23 protein-coding genes and 1 other RNA gene are annotated in these 23567 nt (G+C 45.9%); 11 read left to right on the top strand and 13 right to left on the bottom strand.

Going from position 1 to position 23567, the window contains the following annotated elements; all coding sequences use genetic code 11:
• The first annotated feature begins 5 nt into the window (after positions 1 to 5).
• The 9 genes from murU (at position 6) to ruvB (ending at position 8553) form a co-directional block, all read left to right on the top strand.
• Positions 6 to 722, top strand: coding sequence for an N-acetylmuramate alpha-1-phosphate uridylyltransferase MurU (murU, locus tag ICN21_RS08595; RefSeq protein ID WP_216178112.1), 717 nt, complete (start codon positions 6 to 8; stop codon positions 720 to 722).
• Complete coding sequence (locus tag ICN21_RS08590; protein ID WP_216178111.1) at positions 715 to 2079, top strand: aminopeptidase P N-terminal domain-containing protein; 1365 nt, start codon at positions 715 to 717, stop codon at positions 2077 to 2079. The genes murU and ICN21_RS08590 overlap by 8 nt, the downstream gene beginning before the upstream one ends.
• Positions 2080 to 2082: 3 nt before the next feature.
• Positions 2083 to 3240 carry an FAD-dependent monooxygenase gene (locus ICN21_RS08585; RefSeq protein WP_216178110.1) on the top strand — a complete coding sequence of 386 codons (1158 nt, stop codon included), beginning with the start codon at positions 2083 to 2085 and terminating at the stop codon, positions 3238 to 3240.
• 154 nt (positions 3241 to 3394) lie between these two features.
• A complete protein-coding gene (dusB, locus tag ICN21_RS08580) occupies positions 3395 to 4411 on the top strand; it encodes a tRNA dihydrouridine synthase DusB (protein WP_216178109.1) in 1017 nt (338 codons plus the stop codon).
• Positions 4412 to 4454: 43 nt separating this feature from the next.
• Positions 4455 to 4694 (top strand): helix-turn-helix domain-containing protein, encoded by a 240-nt coding sequence (locus ICN21_RS08575; protein WP_215295867.1) that lies wholly within the window; start codon positions 4455 to 4457, stop codon positions 4692 to 4694.
• A gap of 29 nt (positions 4695 to 4723) precedes the next feature.
• Positions 4724 to 6304 (top strand): bifunctional phosphoribosylaminoimidazolecarboxamide formyltransferase/IMP cyclohydrolase, encoded by a 1581-nt coding sequence (purH, locus tag ICN21_RS08570; RefSeq protein WP_216178108.1) that lies wholly within the window; start codon positions 4724 to 4726, stop codon positions 6302 to 6304.
• 21 nt (positions 6305 to 6325) lie between these two features.
• Positions 6326 to 6844, top strand: a complete 519-nt coding sequence (gene ruvC, locus ICN21_RS08565; protein WP_215295869.1) for a crossover junction endodeoxyribonuclease RuvC — start codon at positions 6326 to 6328, stop codon at positions 6842 to 6844.
• A gap of 29 nt (positions 6845 to 6873) precedes the next feature.
• Positions 6874 to 7455 (top strand): Holliday junction branch migration protein RuvA, encoded by a 582-nt coding sequence (gene ruvA, locus ICN21_RS08560; RefSeq protein WP_216178107.1) that lies wholly within the window; start codon positions 6874 to 6876, stop codon positions 7453 to 7455.
• 27 nt (positions 7456 to 7482) lie between these two features.
• On the top strand, positions 7483 to 8553 hold the full coding sequence (gene ruvB, locus ICN21_RS08555; protein WP_216178106.1) for a Holliday junction branch migration DNA helicase RuvB: 1071 nt from the start codon (positions 7483 to 7485) through the stop codon (positions 8551 to 8553).
• A gap of 5 nt (positions 8554 to 8558) precedes the next feature.
• Here ruvB and tyrS read toward each other — a convergent pair whose 3' ends face one another.
• Complete coding sequence (tyrS, locus tag ICN21_RS08550) at positions 8559 to 9791, bottom strand: tyrosine--tRNA ligase (protein ID WP_215319047.1); 1233 nt, start codon at positions 9789 to 9791, stop codon at positions 8559 to 8561.
• Between the two features lie 88 nt (positions 9792 to 9879).
• Between tyrS and ICN21_RS08545 the strand changes: the two genes are divergently transcribed.
• Complete coding sequence (locus ICN21_RS08545; RefSeq protein ID WP_216178105.1) at positions 9880 to 11007, top strand: anhydro-N-acetylmuramic acid kinase; 1128 nt, start codon at positions 9880 to 9882, stop codon at positions 11005 to 11007.
• 6 nt (positions 11008 to 11013) lie between these two features.
• Here the strand turns inward: ICN21_RS08545 and erpA are convergent, their stop codons facing one another.
• From erpA to rplM, 4 genes are all read right to left on the bottom strand, one after another.
• Positions 11014 to 11388, bottom strand: coding sequence for an iron-sulfur cluster insertion protein ErpA (gene erpA / locus ICN21_RS08540; protein ID WP_215295874.1), 375 nt, complete (start codon positions 11386 to 11388; stop codon positions 11014 to 11016).
• 92 nt (positions 11389 to 11480) lie between these two features.
• On the bottom strand, positions 11481 to 12539 hold the full coding sequence (argC, locus tag ICN21_RS08535; RefSeq protein ID WP_216178104.1) for an N-acetyl-gamma-glutamyl-phosphate reductase: 1059 nt from the start codon (positions 12537 to 12539) through the stop codon (positions 11481 to 11483).
• 137 nt (positions 12540 to 12676) lie between these two features.
• The gene (gene rpsI, locus ICN21_RS08530; protein WP_015422033.1) at positions 12677 to 13078 is read right to left on the bottom strand and encodes a 30S ribosomal protein S9; all 402 of its coding nucleotides are present in this window, start codon (positions 13076 to 13078) and stop codon (positions 12677 to 12679) included.
• A gap of 9 nt (positions 13079 to 13087) precedes the next feature.
• Entirely contained in the window at positions 13088 to 13516 is a 429-nt protein-coding gene (gene rplM / locus ICN21_RS08525; protein WP_068949468.1) for a 50S ribosomal protein L13, read from the bottom strand.
• A 417-nt stretch (positions 13517 to 13933) separates the two neighbouring features.
• On the opposite strand from rplM, the gene ICN21_RS08520 reads away from it, so the two are divergent.
• On the top strand, positions 13934 to 14356 hold the full coding sequence (locus tag ICN21_RS08520) for an OsmC family protein (protein WP_216178103.1): 423 nt from the start codon (positions 13934 to 13936) through the stop codon (positions 14354 to 14356).
• Here the strand turns inward: ICN21_RS08520 and rnpB are convergent.
• The 8 genes from rnpB to ubiB all read right to left on the bottom strand — a co-directional run bounded on the left by rnpB (position 14357) and on the right by ubiB (position 23565).
• An RNA gene (gene rnpB / locus ICN21_RS08515) (RNase P RNA component class A) lies at positions 14357 to 14663 on the bottom strand.
• A gap of 64 nt (positions 14664 to 14727) precedes the next feature.
• The gene (gene pyrC / locus ICN21_RS08510; protein WP_216178102.1) at positions 14728 to 15786 is read right to left on the bottom strand and encodes a dihydroorotase; all 1059 of its coding nucleotides are present in this window, start codon (positions 15784 to 15786) and stop codon (positions 14728 to 14730) included.
• A gap of 2 nt (positions 15787 to 15788) precedes the next feature.
• Positions 15789 to 17129, bottom strand: a complete 1341-nt coding sequence (locus ICN21_RS08505; protein ID WP_255534273.1) for a glycerate kinase — start codon at positions 17127 to 17129, stop codon at positions 15789 to 15791.
• Between the two features lie 9 nt (positions 17130 to 17138).
• Positions 17139 to 18962 (bottom strand): ABC transporter ATP-binding protein/permease, encoded by a 1824-nt coding sequence (locus tag ICN21_RS08500; RefSeq protein WP_216126929.1) that lies wholly within the window; start codon positions 18960 to 18962, stop codon positions 17139 to 17141.
• A gap of 24 nt (positions 18963 to 18986) precedes the next feature.
• Complete coding sequence (gene nudB / locus ICN21_RS08495) at positions 18987 to 19430, bottom strand: dihydroneopterin triphosphate diphosphatase (RefSeq protein ID WP_216178101.1); 444 nt, start codon at positions 19428 to 19430, stop codon at positions 18987 to 18989.
• A gap of 27 nt (positions 19431 to 19457) precedes the next feature.
• Positions 19458 to 21257, bottom strand: coding sequence for an aspartate--tRNA ligase (gene aspS, locus ICN21_RS08490; protein ID WP_216178100.1), 1800 nt, complete (start codon positions 21255 to 21257; stop codon positions 19458 to 19460).
• Positions 21258 to 21272: 15 nt separating this feature from the next.
• Positions 21273 to 21926, bottom strand: coding sequence for a DUF502 domain-containing protein (locus ICN21_RS08485; protein ID WP_215295882.1), 654 nt, complete (start codon positions 21924 to 21926; stop codon positions 21273 to 21275).
• Positions 21927 to 21978: 52 nt separating this feature from the next.
• The gene (ubiB, locus tag ICN21_RS08480; RefSeq protein WP_216178099.1) at positions 21979 to 23565 is read right to left on the bottom strand and encodes a ubiquinone biosynthesis regulatory protein kinase UbiB; all 1587 of its coding nucleotides are present in this window, start codon (positions 23563 to 23565) and stop codon (positions 21979 to 21981) included.
• Positions 23566 to 23567: the final 2 nt, after the last annotated feature.

The raw sequence follows: 23567 nt of genomic DNA, 5'->3' as shown, positions 1-23567 counted from the left end.
AAATCATGTCTAAGAGCAATCTTCTTCCTTGCTTTTTATTAGCCGCTGGTAGAGGCGAGCGTATGCGCCCTTTAACAGATAATTTACCCAAGCCTTTGCTCACCATTCAAAATAAATCATTGCTTGCGTGGCATCTAGAAGCACTAGCAAATGCGGGGATTGAAAAGGTGGTAATAAATCACGCGTGGTTAGGTGAAAAGATTGAAGCCTCCTTAGGCAATGGACATCAATTTGGTCTCAATATCCAATACTCACCGGAAGGCACTGCTTTAGAAACCGCGGGCGGCATAGTCAAAGCGCTACCCATCCTGCAAGCTGAAGATTATTTTCTAGTCATCAATGGGGATGTATTTAGTCCGAACTTGCCAGTGAGCAAAATTTTGGGGATAGCTTCTAAGTTAAGAAATGGCCCCAACAAAATCTTAGCTCACCTCCTCATGGTGCCAAACCCTAGCTACCATCCTGATGGTGACTTTTATCTTAAAGAGGCGCAGGTAAGCCCTCAGGATCCTGGGGGAGCTGAAAAGTTGACCTTTTCAGGGATTGGCATTTATCACAAAGATCTCTTTAAAGATCTAGAAATGGGTATCCCAGCTAAGCTGGCGCCCCTCCTCAAAGCTGCCATGGCGCAAAATCAAGTGTCTGGTGAAAAATATGTCGGTCCGTGGCACGATGTAGGTACGCCACAACGCTTACAAGAGCTCAACGCAGCATATGAATAAAACCGATATTTATCAGCTTCGCAGAAATGCTTTAGCAAAACACATTTTTAGTAAAACTGGCGGTGGCATTGCTGTTATTGCAACTGCGCCAGAGCTCGCACGTAATCGCGATAGCGACTTTCCCTATCGTCATGACAGTGATTTTTACTATCTCACAGGATTTGAAGAGCCCGGCGCAACCTTAGTAATGAAAGTTGCTAGCAGTGGAAAAAGTTATCAACTCGAGTCACATTTATTTTGTAGGCCCAAAGATCTCGAACGAGAAATTTGGGATGGCATTCGTTTGGGGCCAGAAGCTGCACCAGAAATACTGGGCATCGAGTTTGCGCATAGTAACCAAGAGCTTGATCAAAAGCTTGGTGAATTATTAGCAGATCAAGATGCTGTTTATGTGCGATTAGCTGAGAGCGCAGAAGCAGATCGACGTATACGCCACTGGATGAAAAAAGTAAGAGGACAAGCTCGTAGTGGCATAAACCCACCGTCAGAATTTCATGATATTGAGGTACTGATTCATGAAATGCGCTTATTTAAAGATATTCATGAAATCGAGATCATGCGGCGTGCTGCTGCGATCTCTGCAAGAGCACATATCCGTGCGATTCAAGCCTGTAAACCTGGTATGCGGGAGTATCAACTCGAAGCTGAATTACTTCATGAATTCCGCAACAGTGGCTCACAAAGTGTTGCCTACAATAGTATTGTTGCTGGTGGCGCCAACGCTTGCATCCTTCACTATCGCGCGAGCTCTACTGAATTACTAAGCGGTGAACTTTGTCTCATTGATGCTGGTTGCGAGTTAGATGGCTATGCATCGGATATCACGCGCACATTTCCAGTCAATGGAAAATTTACCGGCCCACAACGTGCGCTCTATGACATTACCCTTGCGGCACAAGAAGCAGCCATTGCAGTAACAAAACCGGGGAATACTTTCATGCAACCCCATGAAGCAGCACTCAAAGTGCTTACCCAAGGCTTACTCGATGAAAAACTTCTCAAACTTACAGAATTAGGTTCTTTGGAAAACGCCATTGAAACTGCCGCCTACCGCCGCTTCTATATGCATCGCACTTCCCATTGGCTTGGTATGGATGTTCATGACGTAGGTTCTTATCGCGAGTCAATGCCTAGCTCAGAAGAAGAAAAACCTTGGCGCATTCTAAAAAGTGGCATGGTCATCACCATCGAACCTGGCTTATATGTCAGACCTGCAGACGATATCGATCAAGCGTTTTGGAATATTGGCATCCGCATTGAAGATGATGCTGTCATCACTGAATCAGGTTGTGAATTGATTTCTCGTGGCGTACCAGTAAAAGCCGATGAAATCGAAGCCCTCATGAAAAATAACTAAAGAATGAGTCCCAAAGACTGCGACATCTTGATTCATGGGGGCGGGCCTGTTGGGCTTGCCTGCGCTGCATGGATTTTGCAAAAGTTTCCCGAAGCAAAACTGACGCTACTAGACCGTAATCCTGCCGATGACGCAGAGCTTGTAGCTGCTGATAGTAGAGGTATTGCCCTCTCACATGGTAGCAAGCTCCTACTAGATACGATCCATGCATGGCCATCAGATTGCGCTGATATCCATCGTGTACATGTCTCGCAAGCGGGTCGCTTTGGTCGCGCACTCATGACACGCGAAGAGCTTCGTCAGGATGCACTTGGTCACATTATTCGTTATCGTGACATTCACATTACGCTTCGCCAAGCCTTAAGAAATATTCAGGTAAAGAGCCCGAATTTTATTTGGCAACCTATTGATAGCAATGTTGAGCATGACCATATCAATGCTCAGTGCGTAGTCCACGCCGAAGGCGGACTCTTTAAAAAACAAGATTGGGTGGAATCTGGTCGAGACTATGGGCAATCAGCCTTAGTAGGATTAGTTGAAGTAGAAAATGCCATACCTTATCAAGCCTGGGAGCGCTTTACTGCCGAAGGACCGCTGGCAGTATTACCGAGCCACTACGGACCCAACATTCTTAATCTCGTTTGGTGTGGCTCACCAGAATCCTCACAACAACGTTTGCAATTGAGTGATGCTGAATTTTTAACATCCTTACAAAATGAATTTGGCTCACGCATTGGCCGTTTTCTCAAAATTCAAGATCGTCGTTTATATGAACTTGGCCTGAACTATCGCAAACAAATTACTAAAGACCATGAAGTATGGATTGGCAATGCAGCTCAAGCTTTGCATCCTGTTGCAGGTCAAGGCTTGAACTTAGGTTTACGAGATGCTTACTTATTAGCGGAAAAATTGGCGGGGCTATTTTCCAGCGCGCTCAATCAGCAAACAGCAGTGCAGATTCAAAATACTTTGGAAAGTTATGCACAAAGTCGTAAAGTCGATAGAACCACAACGATTGGTTTGACAGACTTGATGGCAAGAGTGTTCACCTCAAATCTTGCCCCCGTAGTTGTCGCTCGAGGATTGGCCTTATCAGCCCTTCAGTGGCTTCCACCAGTCAAAACAGTCTTGGCTCGCCAGATGATGTTTGGCAGGCGCTAAGGGGCTTAAAAAGCCTTCAAACTCCAAGCATTCAATAGTTCATCTGAAGCAAGTAATCTGCCTAAAAAATAGGCAGATTTTGGTCTGACTGTGCTAAAGTGTCATGCTTTCCGCAAAATACCCACCGAGTCGCCCCAGCACAAACCCGCAATAGATGAAGATTGGCCCTCATACCCTCGCAAATAGACTCTTTGTCGCGCCCATGGCAGGAGTAACAGATCGTCCATTCAGACAGCTTTGCAAGCAATTAGGTGCTGGGTATGCCGTCTCAGAAATGGTGGCTTCCAATGCCCTTTTGTGGAAAAGCGAAAAAACCCAACGTCGTGCCAATCACATTGGCGAATTCAAACCGATTGCAGTCCAAATTGCTGGTGCAGATCCCGTAATGATGGCTGCAGCAGCAAAAATGAATGTGGGCCATGGTGCGCAAATTATCGACATCAATATGGGGTGCCCCGCAAAGAAAGTTTGTAACGTTGCTGCAGGCTCGGCACTACTCCGTGATGAACCACTTGTACAACAAATATTAGAAGCGGTTGTTAATGCAGTCGGCGTTGGCCCAGATGCAGTACCAGTGACTTTAAAAATTCGGACTGGCTGGGATCGTGAGCATAAAAATGCAATCGAGATTGCACGCCTTGCTGAAAATTCTGGCATCTCCATGCTTACCGTTCATGGCCGTACGCGTGCCGACCTTTATCTAGGTGAAGCAGAATATGAAACAATCACCGCCGTTAAAAACAGTGTGGATATTCCTGTGGTTGCGAATGGCGATATCAATAGCCCAGAAAAAGCAGTATTTGTTTTAGAAAGCACTGGTGCCGATGCCATCATGATTGGTCGTGCCGCACAAGGGCGCCCCTGGATCTTTCGTGAAATCAATCATTACTTAGAGACTGGTGGCAAGCTACCCACTCCAGAGATTAAAGAAATTCAGAAAATCATGAATGCCCATCTTTTAGATCACTATGAGTTCTACGGTGAATACATTGGCCTTCGCACAGCCCGCAAACATATCGGCTGGTATTGCAAAGGTTTGCGAGACTCACATGCTTTTCGTCAGCGTATGAATACTGCAGATGATTGCAAAACCCAATTACAAATGGTCAATGATTATTTTGATGAAATGAAATCTCATTCTGACCGCCTACTCTTTTTAGAAGCAGCCTAATTTTTCGACTTTAAGCACCAAATTCATATATCAATTCATATTTATGACCAATAAACACCCGATCACCGAATGCATTGAAACGCAATTACAGGTTTACTTAAATGATCTCAAGGGTACGCCACCAAACGGCATCTATCAAATGGTGTTGGCCGTGGTAGAAAAACCAATGCTTGAACTCGTTATGCAACATGCCAAACAAAATCAATCTTTAGCTGCTCAATACCTTGGTATCAACCGCAATACCCTGCACAAGAAATTAGTTGAACATCAGCTCATTAAATAAACAGTTATTTATTAAACCTTCCAAAACTTATGATCCGTACAGCGCTTCTCTCCGTATCCGATAAAAATGGCATTGTGCCTTTCGCTAAAGCTCTTCATGAGCAAGGAATCAAACTCATTTCTACCGGCGGTACAGCAAAGCTATTAGCCGAAAATAATCTGCCCGTAGTCGAAGTATCTTCTTTAACTCAATTTCCTGAAATGCTAGATGGCCGTGTAAAAACACTCCACCCAATGGTGCATGGTGGCTTATTGGCTCGCAGAGACTTTCCTGAGCACATGGCGGCCTTGAAGAAGTATGGCATCGACACAATCGATATGCTCGTAATCAATCTCTACCCCTTCAATGAGACAGTGGCAAAAGAAAGCTGCTCCTTTGAGGATGCAGTTGAGAACATCGACATTGGTGGCCCTGCGATGTTACGTGCAGCAGCAAAAAATCATCAAGATGTCACCGTCTTAATTTCACCAGAAGATTACGCGCCAGTTTTGGTTGAAATGAAAGCTAACAACAATACAGTTTCATATAAGACGAACTTAGCATTGGCTAAAAAAGTATTTGCTCATACTGCTCAATACGATGGTGCCATTGCCAATTATCTGTCCGCATTGGGCGATGACCTAAATCACAAAGCCCGCTCTACTTATCCAAAAACGTTGCACCTGGCTTTTGAAAAAGTACAAGAGATGCGTTATGGCGAAAACCCACATCAATCTGCTGCGTTCTACAAAGATATTTACCCAGTAACTGGCGCTCTTGCAAGCTATCAGCAGTTGCAAGGCAAAGAGCTTTCTTACAACAATATCGCTGATGCTGACTCTGCTTGGGAATGTGTCAAAAGCTTTTCTGGCAATGCTGACGGCGCAGCAGCCTGTGTCATCATCAAGCATGCCAATCCCTGTGGCGTAGCTGTTGGCGCAACAGCACTAGAAGCCTATCAAAAAGCTTTTAAAACAGATCCGAGTTCAGCTTTTGGAGGAATTATTGCCTTTAATGTTCTCTGCGATGGGGCTGCTGCTGAGGCGATTTCCAAGCAATTTGTCGAAGTATTAATTGCTCCAAGCTTTAGCGATGAAGCGAAAGCCATTTTTGCAGTCAAGCAAAATGTACGTCTTCTGGAAATTCCACTCGGCACTGCATTTAATCATTTTGATTTCAAGCGCGTTGGCGGTGGTTTACTAGTTCAATCGCCAGATGCAAAGAATGTTCTTCAAAGTGAGATGCGCGTTGTTAGTCAAAGACAGCCAACTCCAAGCGAAATGAATGACATGATGTTTGCATGGCGAGTAGCCAAGTTCGTCAAATCCAATGCCATTGTGTATTGCGCTAATGGCATGACCCTCGGTATTGGTGCAGGCCAAATGAGCCGGGTTGACTCTGCACGTATGGCTAGCATTAAAGCTGAAAATGCAGGCTTAAGCCTAAAAGGTTCAGCAGTTGCCAGTGATGCCTTCTTCCCATTTCGCGATGGTCTGGATGTGGTTGTTAATGGCGGCGCGAGCTGTGCGATTCAACCCGGAGGCAGTATGCGTGATGATGAAATCATTGCTGCAGCAAATGAACATGGCATTGCCATGATCTTTACTGGCACTCGTCACTTCCGTCATTAAGTAAGGGAAGAAAAAATACGCATGCGTTGGATTGGAATCGACCCGGGTTTGCGTACCACTGGCTTTGGTGTCATCGATGTTGACGGCCAAAAACTAACCTATATAGCCTCTGGAACGATTGAAAGTGGTGATCCTGCCAAGGGCTTGCCTGAGCGCTTAGGCGCCCTCTATGCTGGCCTTAAAGAAGTTCTAGAAACCTATCGCCCAGAGTCTGCTGCAATTGAAGAAGTCTTTTTAAACGTTAATCCACGTTCAACTTTGATGTTAGGTCAAGCGAGAGGTGCTGTTATCGCCGCACTCGTTGCAGAAAAGCTCCCCGTTGCCGAATACAGTGCCCTTCGCGTTAAGCAAGCCATTGTTGGAACAGGTCGCGCAGCCAAGCCTCAAGTACAAGAGATGGTGAAACGTCTCCTCAGATTAAATCGTGCACCAGGGACTGATGCTTCTGATGCATTGGGCGTCGCCATCTGCGCGGCCCATCACGCTCAAATACCAAAAGCTATTACTGCGGCATTAACTTCCAAGAAACGCAGTAAGTAAAAATACACTTCACAGGTTAAGATCTCTACATGATTGGTCGTATTCAAGGAATCCTCGTTTCAATTCATCCACCTCGCCTCTTGGTAGATTGCCAAGGCATTGGTTATGAAGTGGATGTGCCCATGAGCACCTTGTATCAATTACCCCAAGCAGGTCAAAAAATCACCCTTCTTACTCACTTCCAAGTGCGCGAGGATGCGCAGCAACTCTTTGGTTTTGCTACTGAGACAGAGCGCGAAGCATTTCGACAGCTCATTAAGATCAGCGGTGTTGGCTCTAGAACTGCATTAGCGGTTCTCTCTGGCATGAGTGTGAACGAGTTGGCTCAAGCAATCGCTCTTCAAGAAGCTGGACGTCTGACCCAAGTTCCCGGAATTGGTAAAAAGACTGCTGAGCGTCTTTGCTTAGAACTGAAAGGTAAGCTTGCCCCAGACTTAGGAATTGCTACCGGCAAACCTCAAGCATTAGATGCCAATAGTGAAGTGCTACAAGCACTGCTTGCTTTAGGCTATTCAGAAAAAGAAGCCCTCTTAGCCCTCAAGCAAATCCCGCCAGACACTTCGGTTTCCGATGGCATTCGGATGGGTTTAAAGTATTTATCTAAGACCTGATTAGCTAAACCCCACTAAACTGGCAGTATGGCAATTCATACAGACGACCTCAGCTCTATCCCTGAAGATTTACCGGAGAATAATGACCGCATTGTTAGTGGCGCAGTAGGTAATTCTGAAGCTGTCTTTGAAAGAGCTTTACGTCCAAAACAACTCGACGAGTATGTTGGTCAAACGAAAGCGCGCGCCCAATTAGAAATCTTCATTAGTGCCACTAGAGCACGTCAAGAAGCCCTTGATCATGTTTTGCTATTTGGTCCTCCAGGTCTTGGTAAAACTACGCTTGCACACATCATTGCGCGAGAGTTGGGCGTCAACTTGCGCCAAACCAGCGGTCCTGTTCTAGATAGGCCTGGCGACCTCGCTGCATTGTTAACGAATTTAGAAACCAATGATGTGCTCTTCATTGATGAAATTCACCGTCTCTCTCCAGTAGTTGAGGAGATCCTGTATCCAGCGCTTGAAGACTATAGCCTTGATATCATGATTGGTGAAGGGCCTGCAGCGCGTAGCGTCAAGATCGACCTCAAACCATTTACCTTAATTGGCGCAACGACTCGCGCAGGCATGCTTACCAATCCATTGCGTGATCGCTTTGGAATTGTGGCAAGACTCGAGTTCTACACCACTGAAGAGCTCACTAAAATCATCAATCGCTCCGCAAGTTTGCTTAAGGCTAGTATTGATCCAGAGGGATCTATAGAGATTGCAAAACGTGCCCGTGGCACTCCGCGTATTGCCAATCGCTTACTGCGTCGTGTACGTGACTATGCAGAAGTAAAAGGCACTGGCACGATTACCAAAGCCATGGCTGATGCCGCACTGAAGATGTTGGATGTTGATCCAAGTGGTTTTGATGTGATGGATAGAAAATTGCTTGAAGCTATCTTGCACAAGTTTGATGGTGGTCCAGTCGGGATTGATAACCTAGCTGCAGCAATTGGCGAGGAACGTGACACGATAGAGGATGTCTTAGAGCCTTACCTCATTCAGCAAGGTTATCTACAGAGAACGTCTCGCGGTCGTGTAGCAACTCGGCAAGCTTATGAGCACTTTGGTTTAACCCCACCTAGTGGCAGTGCTAGCCTAGACCTCTAAACTCATTAACTCAGCGTTACCTTAGCAAACTTACGCTTACCAACCTGCACAACATAGGTTCCAGCCTCAATTTTGGCTTGTTTATCTGTTACGGTAGCGCCATCAATCTTTACACCACTTTGCTCAACATTACGCATCGCTTCTGATGTAGATGGTGCTAAGCCGGCAGCCTTGAGGAGGCTGGCAATTCCCATGGGGGCTCCAGAGAGATTTACTTCTGGGATGTCATCAGGGACACCGCCTTTAGCACGGTGATTAAAGTCTTCTAAGGCCTTTTCTGCCGCAGCCTGAGAATGAAAGCGCGCAACGATTTCTTGGGCAAGCAATACTTTGCAGTCTTTTGGGTTTCGTCCAGCAGCAACTTCTTGCTTCATCAAATCAATTTCTGACATTGGGCGAAATGACAGCAATGTGAAGTAATCCCACATCAAATCATCTGAGATGCTTAAGAGCTTACCAAACATATCTCCAGCGGGCTCACTAATACCGATGTAATTCCCTTTGGACTTACTCATCTTCTCAACGCCATCTAAACCAACCAAGAGCGGCATAGTCAAAATACATTGAGGCTCTTGGCCATATTCACGCTGCAGTTCACGACCAACCAAGAGATTAAATTTTTGATCAGTACCACCAAGCTCTAAATCACTCTTCAGAGCAACCGAGTCATAGCCCTGCATCAAAGGATATAAGAACTCATGAATAGAAATCGGTACGCCATTGCGATAGCGTTTCGTAAAGTCATCGCGCTCTAACATACGAGCAACGGTATGTTTCGCAGCCAACTGAATCATGCCGCGTGCGCCTAAAGGATCACACCATTCGCTGTTGTAGCGCACTTCTGTTTTAGCTGGATCGAGCACCATGCTTGCTTGACGATAATAAGTCTCGGCATTAACAGCAATCTCTTCTGCAGTTAATGGTGGACGAGTAGCATTGCGGCCCGATGGATCGCCGATCATGCTAGTGAAGTCACCGATCAAGAAAATCACGGTATGACCTAAATCTTGCAACTGACGTAATTTATTCAGAACAACCGTATGACCTAAATGAATATCAGGAGCAGTTGGATCCAAACCCAGTTTGATTCTGAGTGGGGTCTTAGTGGCCTGGCTACGAGCCAGTTTTTGTACCCAGTCAGCCTCAACTAATAGCTCATCACAGCCACGTTTGGTGACTTCGAGTGCAGCAAAGGCTTCGGGGGTCAAAGGATATTTTTGTTCAGGTTTAGCCGTCATGCTGATTCGGTTAACTGTTTCAGTTAAATTAGTATTTAAATTGCTAAAGCATAATTGTCGCATCCTTGAGAGCTAAACCCAGAACCCCATGAACAAGTCCGATTCCCATTACATTGGCCTAATGTCTGGCACCAGCCTAGATGGGATTGATGCCGTTCTAGCTAAAATTGAGCCCAATGGTCAAGCGAGCGCAGTAGAGGCTGTTAGCACACCCTTTGTACCCGATCTTCGAAAAGCCCTTTTTGAGCTGCAAACTCCAGGCCCCAATGAGCTCGAAAGGGAGAAGCGAGCTGGTAACGCCTTGGCCCTAGCCTATGCCGAGGCTGTGGTCACATTACTTAACAAAGCGAATTTGCAGGCATCGGATATCACTGCTATTGGCGCCCATGGGCAAACTATTCGCCATCAGCCTCATCTTGGAGATTTAGCATACACACACCAAACCCTCAATCCAGCCCTCTTAGCCGAAAAGACCGGTATTGATGTCATTGCAGATTTTAGAAGTCGCGATCTTGCTGCTGGGGGTCAGGGTGCCCCATTAGTGCCCGCTTTTCATGCGCAACAATTTTCTGCAACAAAAAGCATCGCAGTCTTAAATATTGGTGGCATCGCCAATCTCACTCTTCTTCCAAATGGTGGTGAAATTACTGGTTTTGATTGCGGCCCTGGAAATATCTTGATGGACGCTTGGATACATCAACATCAAGGAAATGCTTTTGATGAGAATGGTAAATGGGCATTACAAGGTAAAGTGAATACAGAGCTGCTGGCAAGAATGTTGTCAGATTCCTTCTTTGCAAAAGCTCCACCAAAAAGTACGGGAAGAGATGATTTTCATCTTAACTGGTTGCAAGAAAAACTAGGGGATGTGAATCATTCCATTGAAGATGTGCAAGCAACCCTATTGCACCTAAGCGCTCATTCAGCGCTAGAAGCCTTGGTACGTCATGGCCCACAAACCCAGCAGCTGATTGTCTGCGGAGGCGGCGCCAAAAACCAAGCCTTGATGAATTTACTCAAAGTGAAGGCACAGCATTTCTTTACAGAGCCTTTAGAAATTACAACGAGTGATTCTGTTGGTATCGATCCGCAACTCGTTGAAGGCCTCGCTTTTGCTTGGCTTGCCTGGGCTCATAAAGAAAAACGGCCAGCAAATTTGCCAGCCGTTACAGGAGCGAAGGGCCCTAGAATTCTAGGTGCTTGCTATCCAGCGTAGTAGATTTTAAGCGGAGAAAGAAGAGCCACAACCACAAGTGGTTGTTGCATTTGGATTTTTAATCACAAATTGTGAGCCGTTGATGTCCTCTTTGTAATCAATCTCAGCACCCACTAAATATTGGAAGCTCATTGAATCGACTAACAAAGTAACGCCATTCTTTTCAAAAAGGGTGTCATCTTCATTCACAGCATCATCAAATGTGAAGCCGTATTGAAAACCTGAGCAACCACCACCTTGAACGAACACACGTAACTTCAACTCTGGATTACCTTCTTCAGCAATCAAATCAGCCACTTTTGCAGCAGCGCTATCCGTGAATACCAAAGGGGTTGGTGGCTCGGCTAAATCTTGTGCAGGTTGCGTAGCTAATTGGGTCATGATTTACTCCTAATTCAAAAGAAGATAACTCTATTCTAGGCTTTAAATGCCCAGTCTGCTGAAGGGTCATTACTGATCACCCAGATACCCGATTATGGAGAAACGGCTATTTGGTTAAGCCCAGTAGTTTCTGGTAAGCCAAACATGAGGTTCATACACTGTACGCCCTGACCTGAAGCACCCTTCACTAGATTGTCTTCCACTACCAAAATGACCAAAGTGTCCCCACCTCCTGGCCGGTGGATCGCAATCCGAATGCCATTACTACCCCGCACTGAACGCGTCTCTGGATGACTGCCAGCAGGCATTACATCAACAAAAGGCTCACCCTGATAGAAGTTCTCATAGAGCTTTTGGTAGTCAACATCCATTCCGGCATCGGTCAGGCGGACATATAAAGTCGAGTGTATGCCTCTTACCATTGGGGTGAGATGCGGCACAAATGTCAGACCAATCTGATCGTGACCTGCAATCGCCTTCAAACCTTGCACGATCTCAGGAAGATGGCGATGGCCTTTAACACCATAGGCTTTAAAGTTATCACTTGCCTCAGATAGCAATGTGCCAATCTCGGCTTTACGTCCAGCACCAGATGTTCCTGACTTGGAGTCAGAAATAATGTGATTACCATCAATCAACTGCTTGCCGCCAGTAGATTTTGGAGAGAGTAATGGTGCAAGCCCAAGTTGCACTGAAGTTGGATAACAACCCGCTAAGCCGACAACACGTGCTTTTTTAATAGCCTCGCGGTTTATCTCCGCCAAACCATAAACAGCTTCAGCCAAAATCTCTGGGCAGCTATGTTCCATGCCATACCACTTGGCAAATTCTTTGACATCTTTCAAACGGAAGTCCGCCGCAAGATCCAAAATCTTCACATTGCTTGCAAGCAATTCTTTTGCTTGTGCCATCGCAACACCATGCGGGGTTGCAAAGAACACTGCATCACATTCGTTTAATTTGGCTTCATCCGGTGTTGTAAATTTCAGATCAACACGACCACGCAAAGATGGGAACATTTCAGCTACTGGCATACCAGCCTCAGTGCGAGATGTAATAGCAACTATTTTGACTTCAGGATGCTGGGCCAATAAACGCAGTAGCTCAACCCCGGTATATCCTGTGCCGCCAACGATGCCAACCTTAATCATGTCTTTCTCCAAAATCCTGTATTCCCAATCACTCTATTTTTGCAGAGTAATACAACATTCTTACAATTTGCTTCATTGTAGAAACAAAAAGGGCCGCTTGCGCGACCCTTTCGATAAAACTGAAGCGACTGAAAGAATTAGCGCTTGCTGAACTGCTTACGACGACGAGCGCCATGCAGACCAACTTTTTTACGCTCAACTTCACGAGCATCGCGAGTAACCAAGCCTGCTTTAGACAGAGTTGGCTTCAGAGCGTTGTCGTAATCGATCAATGCACGAGTTACGCCGTGACGAACTGCACCAGCTTGGCCAGTTTCACCGCCACCAGAAACGTTTACTTTGATATCAAAGGTCGTTAAGTGGGCTGTGAGAGCCAAAGGCTGACGAGCGATCATGCGCGATGTTTCACGAGCAAAATAAGCATCGATAGGCTTACCGTTAACAGTAATTTCGCCTTTGCCAGATTTAATAAAAACGCGCGCAACAGAACTCTTGCGGCGACCGGTACCATAATTCCAATTTCCGTAATTAATAGCCATTTGGTTTCCTTAAATCTCTAACGCTTTAGGCTGTTGAGCCGTGTGCGGATGATTAGCATCACCATAAACTTTCAATTTCTTGATCATGGCATAGCCTAGTGGGCCTTTTGGCAACATACCCTTCACAGCCTTCTCCAAAGCGCGGCCTGGAAAACGGTCTTGCATCTTGTCGAAGTTAGTCGAGCTAATACCACCTGGGTATCCGCTGTGACGGTAATAAATCTTGTTCAAGCCTTTTGTGCCGGTGACACGCAGCTTAGATGAATTGATCACGACGATAAAGTCGCCAGTATCAACGTGTGGTGTGAATTCAGGCTTGTGCTTGCCGCGTAGACGGTGTGCCACTTCACTGGCGACACGACCGAGGACTTTGTCCGTAGCGTCAATCACGAACCATTCACGCTTTACCTCATGGGATTTTGCGGAAAAAGTTTTCATGATTTCTCAAATTGTTATAGTCAAAAAATTACCCCAACCAAACTACGTCCACCTTGGCCCTGCTTATGTTTGCAAGCTCGCAGATTCTGCAATCTAACTGGTACAACAAATTACCGCTGACTGGTTCGGTAATTCAGTAAAGCCCTGAATTGTAACCCAAAAAAAACCCAGGAACGAGTCCTGGGTTGGAATCCACCTATGTTTGGGTGGAGGAGACACTGGGTGGTAAGTCTCAGTCTTATACAAGACTGACTACCAATATGGTTATTCTACACAAGATTTATGGTGCAATGCAAGAAAATTGACCAAAATCAATTTTCTGATGTTTTTTAGCCCAAATTTAGGGCAATACTAATGTATAGAAATTGGTAAACTATTGATAATATTGATTAATTTATTAAGTTAGGGATCACTAATATGGAATGTCGAATCTCTTGGTTGGGTAATGGTGGTATGGCTTTTTCAGCTGAAACTGGCAGTGGGCACCTCGTCAATATGGACGGCGCCCCTGAAGCAGGCGGCAGAAACCTAGCTCCAAGGCCGATGGAGCTCCTTCTGGCTGGAGCTGGAGGCTGTTCCGCATTCGATGTGGTTTTAATCCTACAAAAGGCTCGCCAAGCAGTTACAGCCTGCGATGTCACCCTTCAGGCAGAAAGAGCCTCTGAGGACCCGAAAGTCTTTACCAAGATTAATTTGCACTTCATCGTTAAAGGCAAAGATTTAGAGCAAACCAAAGTGGATCGCGCCGTGAAGCTTTCTCATGAAAAGTATTGCTCCGCCACTACCATGCTGGCTAAAACTGCTGAGCTGACTTACAGCGTCGAAGTCATTACGGAATAAGTGCAGAGTCAATCGATAAGCCGGATTCTGTCGCCTAGATTCGCACCTAGGGGCAATCATTCCTCTAGGCCGTTAGTTACCTAACGGCTCAAGCTCCCTACCCGCAGACTCAGCGGGACGCCTCATCGTCTGCATACTTGGGATTGCTCCAGGTGGAGGTTACCGCGTTTCACCGTAACTAAATACGCTCGTCTCTGTGGCCCTATTCCTCACGTCACCGTGGATGGCCGTTAGCCATCACCCTACCCTGTGGAGTCCGGACTTTCCTCCCCCTCAATAAAGAGGCGGCGATTGCCTAATTGACTCTGCGCCTGCAGTCTAACGCAGACGGAGCAAATTGGCTTGAAAACGAAATACTAGCGTATGTAGATTTAAATCAGCGACCAGGCGATTGTTTCGCCTGCGCGTAGCGGAACAATCGTCGCATCACCTAAAGGCAATTCTGCAGGAATACTTTGCGCCTGTTTGGAAAGAGTAATTTTTTTACTATTGCGTGGCAAAGAATAAAAATCAGGGCCAAAGAAACTGGCAAAACCTTCCAATTTATCCAATTTACCAACACTCTCGAATGCCTCAGCATATAAACCCAAAGCATTAAATGCGCTATAGCAACCAGCACAACCGCAAGCAGCCTCTTTAGCGCCCTTCGCATGTGGCGCGCTATCGGTACCCAAGAAGAAACGAGGATTGCTGCTAGTAGCAGCATCTAGCAAGGCAACGCGATGCTCTTCACGCTTGAGTACTGGTAAACAGTAGTTGTGTGGACGAATACCGCCAGCAAAGATCGCATTGCGGTTCATGAGCAAATGCTGTGGGGTGATCGTCGCAACAATCGTATTCTTTCCGTCAGTCGAGGCATCACGCACATAGTGCGCCGCCTGTTTTGTCGTAATGTGCTCAAACACTATTTTGAGCTCAGGAAAATCTTTGCGCAATGGCTCAAGAACTTGATCAATAAATACAGCTTCGCGATCAAAGATATCAACATCAGCATGAGTTACTTCACCATGCACCAGCAAAGGCATTCCAACAGTTTGCATCGCCTCTAAAGCTTGATAGCAACGCTTAATATCACTAACACCCGCATCGCTATTTGTCGTAGCACCTGCAGGATATAGCTTGAATCCAACTATGCCTTCTGCCTTAGCTTTACGCACCTCATCCGCTGAAGTGTTATCAGTTAGATATAAAGTCATCAGCGGCGTAAAACTGCCAATACCTAATGATTTCAAATTCGATTCAATGCGAGCTTGATAAGCCTTGGCCAAATCTACGGTAGTGACTGGTGGCTTCAAGTTTGGCATGATGATCGCGCGTGCAAATTGACGAGCAGTGTCAGCTAATACATACTTCATTACTTCGCCATCACGAATGTGTAAATGCCAATCGTCTGGCTGAATTAATTCAATTTGTATCGGACTATTGGACATCATTATTTATCGAGCAAGATAATGCGGAAATCATTCACATTTGTGAGTGTAGGGCCAGTTTCCACTAAAGCTCCTAATTCTGCAAAGAAACCGTAGCAATCATGTGCCGCCAAGAATGTTTCTGGCACAAGCCCTTGAGGTTGAGCTAGTTTTCGAACTTCACCATCAAACCATGCGCCGGCATTTTTCTCGCTACCATCAATACCGTCGGTGTCTGCCGCTAAGGCAGCAATCTTGGATAAATCTGCACTGGCAGCAAAAAGAGATAAGAGATATTCACTGCAACGGCCGCCGCGCCCCTTAAGTCCTGCAGGAATCGTCACCGTGCATTCACCACCAGAAATAAGAGCCAAGGGCTTGTCACCTTTGGCTAAATACTCACGAGCCAAATTTGCTTGACTCACTCCAACCTCTTGAGCTTCACCGGTAATGGTGTCACCCAGAACAACAGGTTCATATCCTTGGGTACGTACATAATCAGCTGCTGCTTCTAAACTTTTATATGCGGTAGCAATCACATGATTGGCTACTTGCGCATCTACCAAGTCAATGTCTTTTAAGGTTTCTGGCTTCTCTCCGGCTAAACCTTGCTTGAGATGATTCAAAACAATTGTAGGTACTGCGTCAGTACCTAAGTGATATTTTTCTAAGATATTCAGTGCATCTAAATAGGTTGAATAGTCAGCAGCACAAGGACCGCTCGCAATATCTGCTGGAGAATCCCCAGTCACATCTGAAATTAATAAAGCTTCAACACGAGCACCGCGCGCAATCGCAACCCTTGCTAAATTGCCACCCAGAATTGCTGATAAATGTTTGCGCACTACATTCATCTCTTCAATCGGTGCACCACTGCGCAGGAGTACCTCAGTAGTCTTGCGCATATCTTCAATCGAAATGCCCTCGACCGGCAAGGTCAGAAGACTAGAGCCGCCGCCTGACACCAGAGCAATTAAGACATCCCCAGCTTGAAGCTCCTGAGCCAAAGCCAACACTTCCTTTGCGCCATCCATACCAGCTTGATCAGGTACCGGATGACCAGCCTCCACAATCTTGATGTGAGCTGTTGGAGAGCTGTGGCCATAGCGCGTCAGAACCACACCATTTATCTTTGTCTGGGGCCAGTTTACTTTTGCATAAGACTCTAGGGCACTTGCCATAGATGCACTTGCTTTGCCGGCACCAACTACCAAGCATTTACCTTGTGGCTCCTGCCCAGATGGGAATATCTTTGCTAAGTATTGCGGGACAATCATCTGCGGATCGGCTACCGATACGGCAGCAGCAAAGGCATTCTTGAGAATAGCCTCTGTAGTAACTGATGGATTCATTTGCTGCGTCATCAAGCTATTCTAATCAAGTGCCGCTCGTTCTTGCATTTGCCACATCTCGGCATACCTCCCATTAGCAGCCAGTAACTCAGGATGAGTGCCACGCTCCACAATCTGACCATGATCCATCACCAAGATTTGATCGGCATGAATAATGGTTGACAGTCGATGTGCAATGATCAGAGTTGTTCGATTTTTGGCCAAACCGAGTAATTCTTCCTGAAAAGCCCTCTCCGTTTTAGAGTCCAAGGCTGAAGTAGCCTCATCAAAAATCAACATTGCGGGTTTTTTAAGTAAAGTTCTGGCAATTGCCACACGCTGCTTTTCGCCACCTGATAACTTCAGGCCCCGCTCGCCTACTTGGGTCTCATAACCCTCAGGCAAACGTTTAATAAAGCCATCGATTTGCGCTGCCCTTGCAGCCTCATGAACTTCATCAATTGTTGCTGAAGGATCACCATAGGCAATGTTGTAACCAATGGTGTCATTGAACAAAACCGTATCTTGGGGAACGATGCCAATGGCTTTACGCAAACTTGCCTGTGTCACATCTTGAAGGTTTTGACCATCAATCAAGATTTTTCCAGACTGCACATCATAGAATCGAAAGAGCAATCTAGCTAAGGTACTCTTGCCTGCACCACTTTGACCCACAACCGCAGTAATAGTACCGGCGGGAATGTTGAAGCTGACATCACGCAAAATTTCACGCTTAGCATCGTAATGAAAAGATACATTCTCAAAACGGACGTCTGGCCCGTGACCACGATGATCGATTCGCAATGGATGTGCATTCGGTGAATCAGCAATCTCTTTATCGGTATTGAGTAATGAAAACATTCGCTCCATGTCCGTTAGAGACTGTTTGATCTCGCGATAAATCACACCCAGGAAATTGAGTGGAATATACAACTGGATCATTAAAGTGTTTACTAATACAAGGTCGCCAAGAGTCATGGTGCCGTCTACTACACCGAGTGTAGCGCGCCACAAAATTAGGACTAAGCCAATGGCAATGATTGTTTGCTGTCCAAAGTTGAGAACTGCTAAAGATTTTTGCGACTTAATAGCAGCGGCCTGGTAGCGCACTAAATTTTTGTCGTAACGACTAGCTTCAAAAGCCTCATTACCAAAATACTTTACCGTCTCAAAATTTAATAAAGAATCAATGGCTTTCTGATTCGCCTTTGAATCCATATCATTCATAGTCTTGCGAAAATGGGTACGCCACTCCGTGACTACTACAGTAAATACGATATAGAAAACCAAGGCGCATAAGGTAATTGCTGCAAACCAAATATCATATGAGTACGCCAAATAGCCCAACACCAAAATGAACTCAACAAGCGTTGGTAGGATGCTATAGAGCGAATAAGAGATTAGCGACTGAATACCTCGAGTACCACGTTCAATATCCCGACTGACTCCTCCAGTTTGACGAGCCAGATGAAAGCTCAGCGCCAAAGCATGTAAATGCTCAAAGACCTGGAGAGCCACTTTGCGGACAGCATTTTGGGTCACCCTAGCGAAGAGAAACTCACGCAACTCAGCAAACAAGGATGCAGCCATTCGGAGGAGCCCGTAAGCCAGAATGAGCCCCACTGGAACTACAAGTAAGACTTGTGGAGAGTCCGCCCTGAGGTTTAAATCATCAATTAAACGCTTCAGCAAAATAGGGATGCCTAGATTAGTAACCTTAGCAGCCACTAAGCAAGCCAGAGCAATCGCAACTCTAAATTTATATTCCAGTAGATAGGGAATTAAATCGCGAATAACCTTCCAGTCACTTCCCTGTGAGGGCTTGGAATCTGCGCTACCGTGATGGTGTCCCGATGAATGTCTCATCGCTCTATCTTATTCGCTTCTAGTTCAGTTCGCTGAAAACAATTTCAGAATCGCTTCACCATTGCTAGGAGAAAAACATTTCTGAGCTGCCTCTGCAAATGGCAACCAATCATAAGCAACATGCTCTCTTGGGGAAAGGTGAATGGAAGTATTTTCTGGAACCTGCAGCGCAAACCAATGTTCAGTATTTCTGGTGACGCCAGGCGCATATCGAAAGCGCCACTCTGGATAGATCTCATATTCGATCTGGTGATGCAAATTACGCAGCGCATCTGCTGGCAGCTGGTCAACGGCAATCCCCGTTTCTTCGAAAACCTCACGGGTAGCCGCTTGAGCTAAATCTTCATCTGACCTATCCAAGCTACCAGTAACCGATTGCCAAAAGCCTGCACGATCAGCGCGCTCTATCAATAAAACATCCCTATTCGATTTGTAGATAACAACTAAAACCGAGATAGGGATTTTCAAGATAGTGCCGATACTGCTTGAATTGTTTTAAGCAGCCGGCGCTGCTTGGCGCAAGCGGATATGCAACTCGCGCAACTGACGCTCATCTACTGGGCTAGGCGCTTGGGTTAATAAGCATTGTGCACGTTGTGTTTTAGGAAAAGCAATGACATCACGAATGGACTCAGCACCAGTCATCATGGTCACAATACGATCTAAGCCGAAGGCAATACCGCCATGTGGGGGCGCACCGTATTGAAGTGCATCTAATAAAAAGCCAAACTTTGCTTGAGCTTCTTCAGCACCAATCTTCAATGCGCGGAAAACCTGACTTTGTACCGCCTCTTGGTGAATACGAACAGAACCGCCGCCGATTTCACTACCATTTAGAACCATGTCATAAGCCTTAGCCAAGCACTTGCCTGGATCAGACTCGAGGTACTTCATGTGCTCATCCTTCGGGCTGGTGAATGGATGATGGCAAGCAACCCAACGGGCTTCGCCTTCGTCGTAATCAAACATCGGGAAATCTACTACCCACAATGGCTTCCATGCTTCGGTAAAGAGGCCATGCTCTTTACCCCAAGCAGAGTGGCCAATACGCAAGCGCAGGTTGCCGATGGCATCATTCACCACTTTTTCTTTATCAGCACCAAAGAAAATGATGTCGCCGTCTTTAGCACCAGTCCGTTTCAAGATGCCTTCGATCGCAGCATCATGCAAGTTTTTCACAATCGGTGATTGCAAACCATTGCGGCCTTCAGCGATAGAGTTCACTTTGATCCATGCCAAACCTTTGGCACCATAGATACTGACAAACTGGGTGTAGTCATCAATTTCACTACGACTGATCTCGGCGCCACCTGGTACACACAAGCCCACTACTCGGCCACCTTCTTGATTAGCTGCGCCTGAGAAGACCTTGAAATCAACGTCTTTCATCACATCTGTCAATTCAGTGAATTCAAAGTTGACACGCAAATCTGGCTTATCGGAACCAAAACGCGCCATACCCTCTGAGTAAGGCATGGTTGGAAATGGATTAGGCAATTCCACATTCATAGTTTTCTTGAAAATATGACGAATCATGTTTTCAAAGAGATCGCGAATCTCAATCTCGCTCAAGAAAGCCGTTTCACAGTCGATTTGGGTAAATTCTGGTTGACGGTCTGCACGTAAATCTTCGTCCCGGAAACACTTGGTAATTTGATAGTAACGATCAAAACCAGCCACCATCAATAGCTGCTTAAACAACTGGGGAGACTGTGGCAAAGCAAAGAACTGGCCATCATGCACACGGGATGGAACCAAATAGTCGCGCGCACCTTCAGGCGTACTCTTGGTGAGCATCGGTGTTTCAATATCAATAAAGCCCGCTTCGTCTAAATAGCGGCGGCACTCCATTGCAACATTATAACGCAAGCGTAGATTCTTTTGCATTTGTGGACGACGCAAATCCAATACACGATGAGTCAAACGAGTGGTCTCGGATAAATTCTCATCATCAATCTGGAACGGTGGAGTAATAGAAGCATTCACAATAACCAGGTTGTGACAGAGAATTTCTACTTTACCGCTAACCAAATCTGTATTCTCTGTGCCAGCAGGGCGTGCGCGAACTAAACCTTTAATCTGAATACAGAACTCATTGCGCACTTGCTCAGCAAGGGCAAACATCTCCGGACGATCTGGATCACAAACTACCTGCACAAAACCTTCGCGATCACGCAAGTCAATAAAGATGACGCCTCCGTGGTCACGACGGCGGTTAACCCAGCCTGAGAGTGTGACCTCTTGACCAATCAGTGAATCGGTTACTTGGCCGCAAGTATGGCTACGCATTGACATAACAATTTCCTAAAATCAAAAATGGCGTGGTGACTCATGTGAAGTCAGAGCACTAGAATTATTTGGTGGAACCGAGCCCATGGAAACAATATGTTTCAATGCCTCTTCTACACTCATCTCCAACTCAATCGTTTGCGCACGAGGTACGATCATAAAAAATCCGGAGGTAGGATTTGGCGTGGTGGGCAAAAATACATTGACGTAGTCTTCGCCGAGCTTAGCCGTCACTTCTTTTGCAGGCGTGCCGGTTTGAAATGCAATCACCCAAGAGTCAGCATGAGGATAACGAATCAACAGAGCCTTACTAAAGGCCTGACCATTTCCAGAAAATAAAGTGGAAGAAACTTGTTGAACGCTTGAGTAGATGGAACGAACAATCGGAATGCGATTGACAAACTTATCCCAAATCTTTAACCACCACTGGCCAGCAAAACTAATCGCCAGTAGACCGGTGAACATAATCACTGCAATCACAATCACAATTCCAACGCCTGGGAGGTCGCGGAAGTGTTGGACATCTATTGCAGCATCATGGGGAAGAACCATAATGATGGCGTGCATTACCGAGCCAAAAACACCGTCGAGTAAACCCAAGCCCCCGGCAATCACCCAAACGGTGATTGACAATGGTGCCCAAACCAGGATGCCAGCGATAAAGTATTTTTTCATGTGTTTTGCCTAACCTGCTATTTTAGCGGTTAAGGAGCCAATCGGCGAGAGGCTAATAAATGCCTAGGCTGATGATCAAAATTCCAGCCAAAAATCCTCCAGCAAAGAGCAAAGCCCCAGCTATCAGGCGGTGAGTACGTCTTTCTTCAAGCAAAAGGGCTTTTAAGACCTCTAATTCGCCATTTTGGTCTTTTGTTTGATGACGGCTTTGAGCCAAACTATCAGCAATTAAACGCGGCAAAGTAGGCAGAATTTTGGCCCAAGTGGGCGCCTCTTCCTTCAGTCCATCCAGCAAACCGCGCCAACCGAGCTGCTTATCAACCCATTTTTCCAAAATTGGCTTAGCGGTTTTCCAAAGATCCAAATCTGGGTCTAGCTCACGCGCCAACCCTTCTACATTTAAGAGTGTTTTTTGCAACAGGGTCAATTGAGGCTGTATTTCGATCTTAAAGCGACGTGAGGTCTGGAACAAACGCATCAACACAATTCCAAGAGAAATCTCTTTGAGTGGACGATCAAAGTAAGGCTCACAAACAGAACGCACAGCCCCCTCTAATTCTTCAACGCGCGTATTCGCCGGCACCCAACCAGATTCAATATGAAGTTCAGCAACGCGGCGATAGTCACGATTAAAGAACGCCAAAAAGTTCAGCGCTAAATAATTCTTATCCGATTCACTAAGCGCGCCAACGATTCCAAAATCTAAAGAAATAAATCGGCCAAAAGTTTCTGGCTCCAAACTAATCATGATGTTTCCAGGATGCATATCTGCGTGGAAAAATCCGTACTCAAATACTTGTGTGAAAAATATCTCTACGCCGTCAGCTGCCAACTTCTTAAAATCTACGCCAGCTGCACGCAAGTCTGCGGTGCGTCCAATTGAAATGCCATCCATTTTTTGCATCACAATGACATTGGTGTGACATAGATCCCAATACATCTCTGGAATCATCAACTTCTTAGAATCTGCAAAATAGCGACGCAATTGACTTGCGTTTCCTGCCTCGCGCATCAGATCTAATTCATCATGCAAGTAAGTATCAAACTCTGCAACGTTCTCAGTCGGCTTCAAGCGACGACCATCCTCAGAACTCTTTTCAATGACTTTTGCTAAGTCATACATCAAGGCCAGATCACCTTCAATTACTGGCAAGATTCCAGGGCGCAATACTTTGATGGCTACCGTTTTATGGGCCCATTCAGGATGTTTGTCGGTGGCGCGCAACACTCCAAAATGCACTTGTGCAACCGAGGCACTTGCTACCGGGGTCGCATCAAAGCTCATGAATACCTCTTCGATAGGCTGACCAATAGCCTCTTCAATTAAACGACGAGACTCTGCATTAGAAAACGGCGGCACTTGATCTTGTAATTTTGCCAACTCATTGGCAATATCTTCTGGTAACAAGTCACGACGCGTGGAAAGCACTTGTCCAAACTTTACAAAAATCGGACCAAGCGCTTCAAGGGTTAAGCGAATGCGCTCTCCTCTTGGTAATTTAGTGCCAGGAGAAGTCCAACAAACGACTGTCAAAAAGCTACGGCCAACTCCTGATTTAAGAACATCGCGCAATAAAGGCAATAAACCATAACGCCAAGCAGTAAAAAATATAAAACAGATACGAGCAATTCGACGCACGA

The sequence above is a fragment of the Polynucleobacter sp. AP-Feld-500C-C5 genome (assembly GCF_018882265.1).
Classification (GTDB): domain Bacteria; phylum Pseudomonadota; class Gammaproteobacteria; order Burkholderiales; family Burkholderiaceae; genus Polynucleobacter.
The sequence above is the reverse complement of the archived record's forward strand: the minus strand, read 5'-3'. Positions and strand labels throughout refer to the sequence as shown.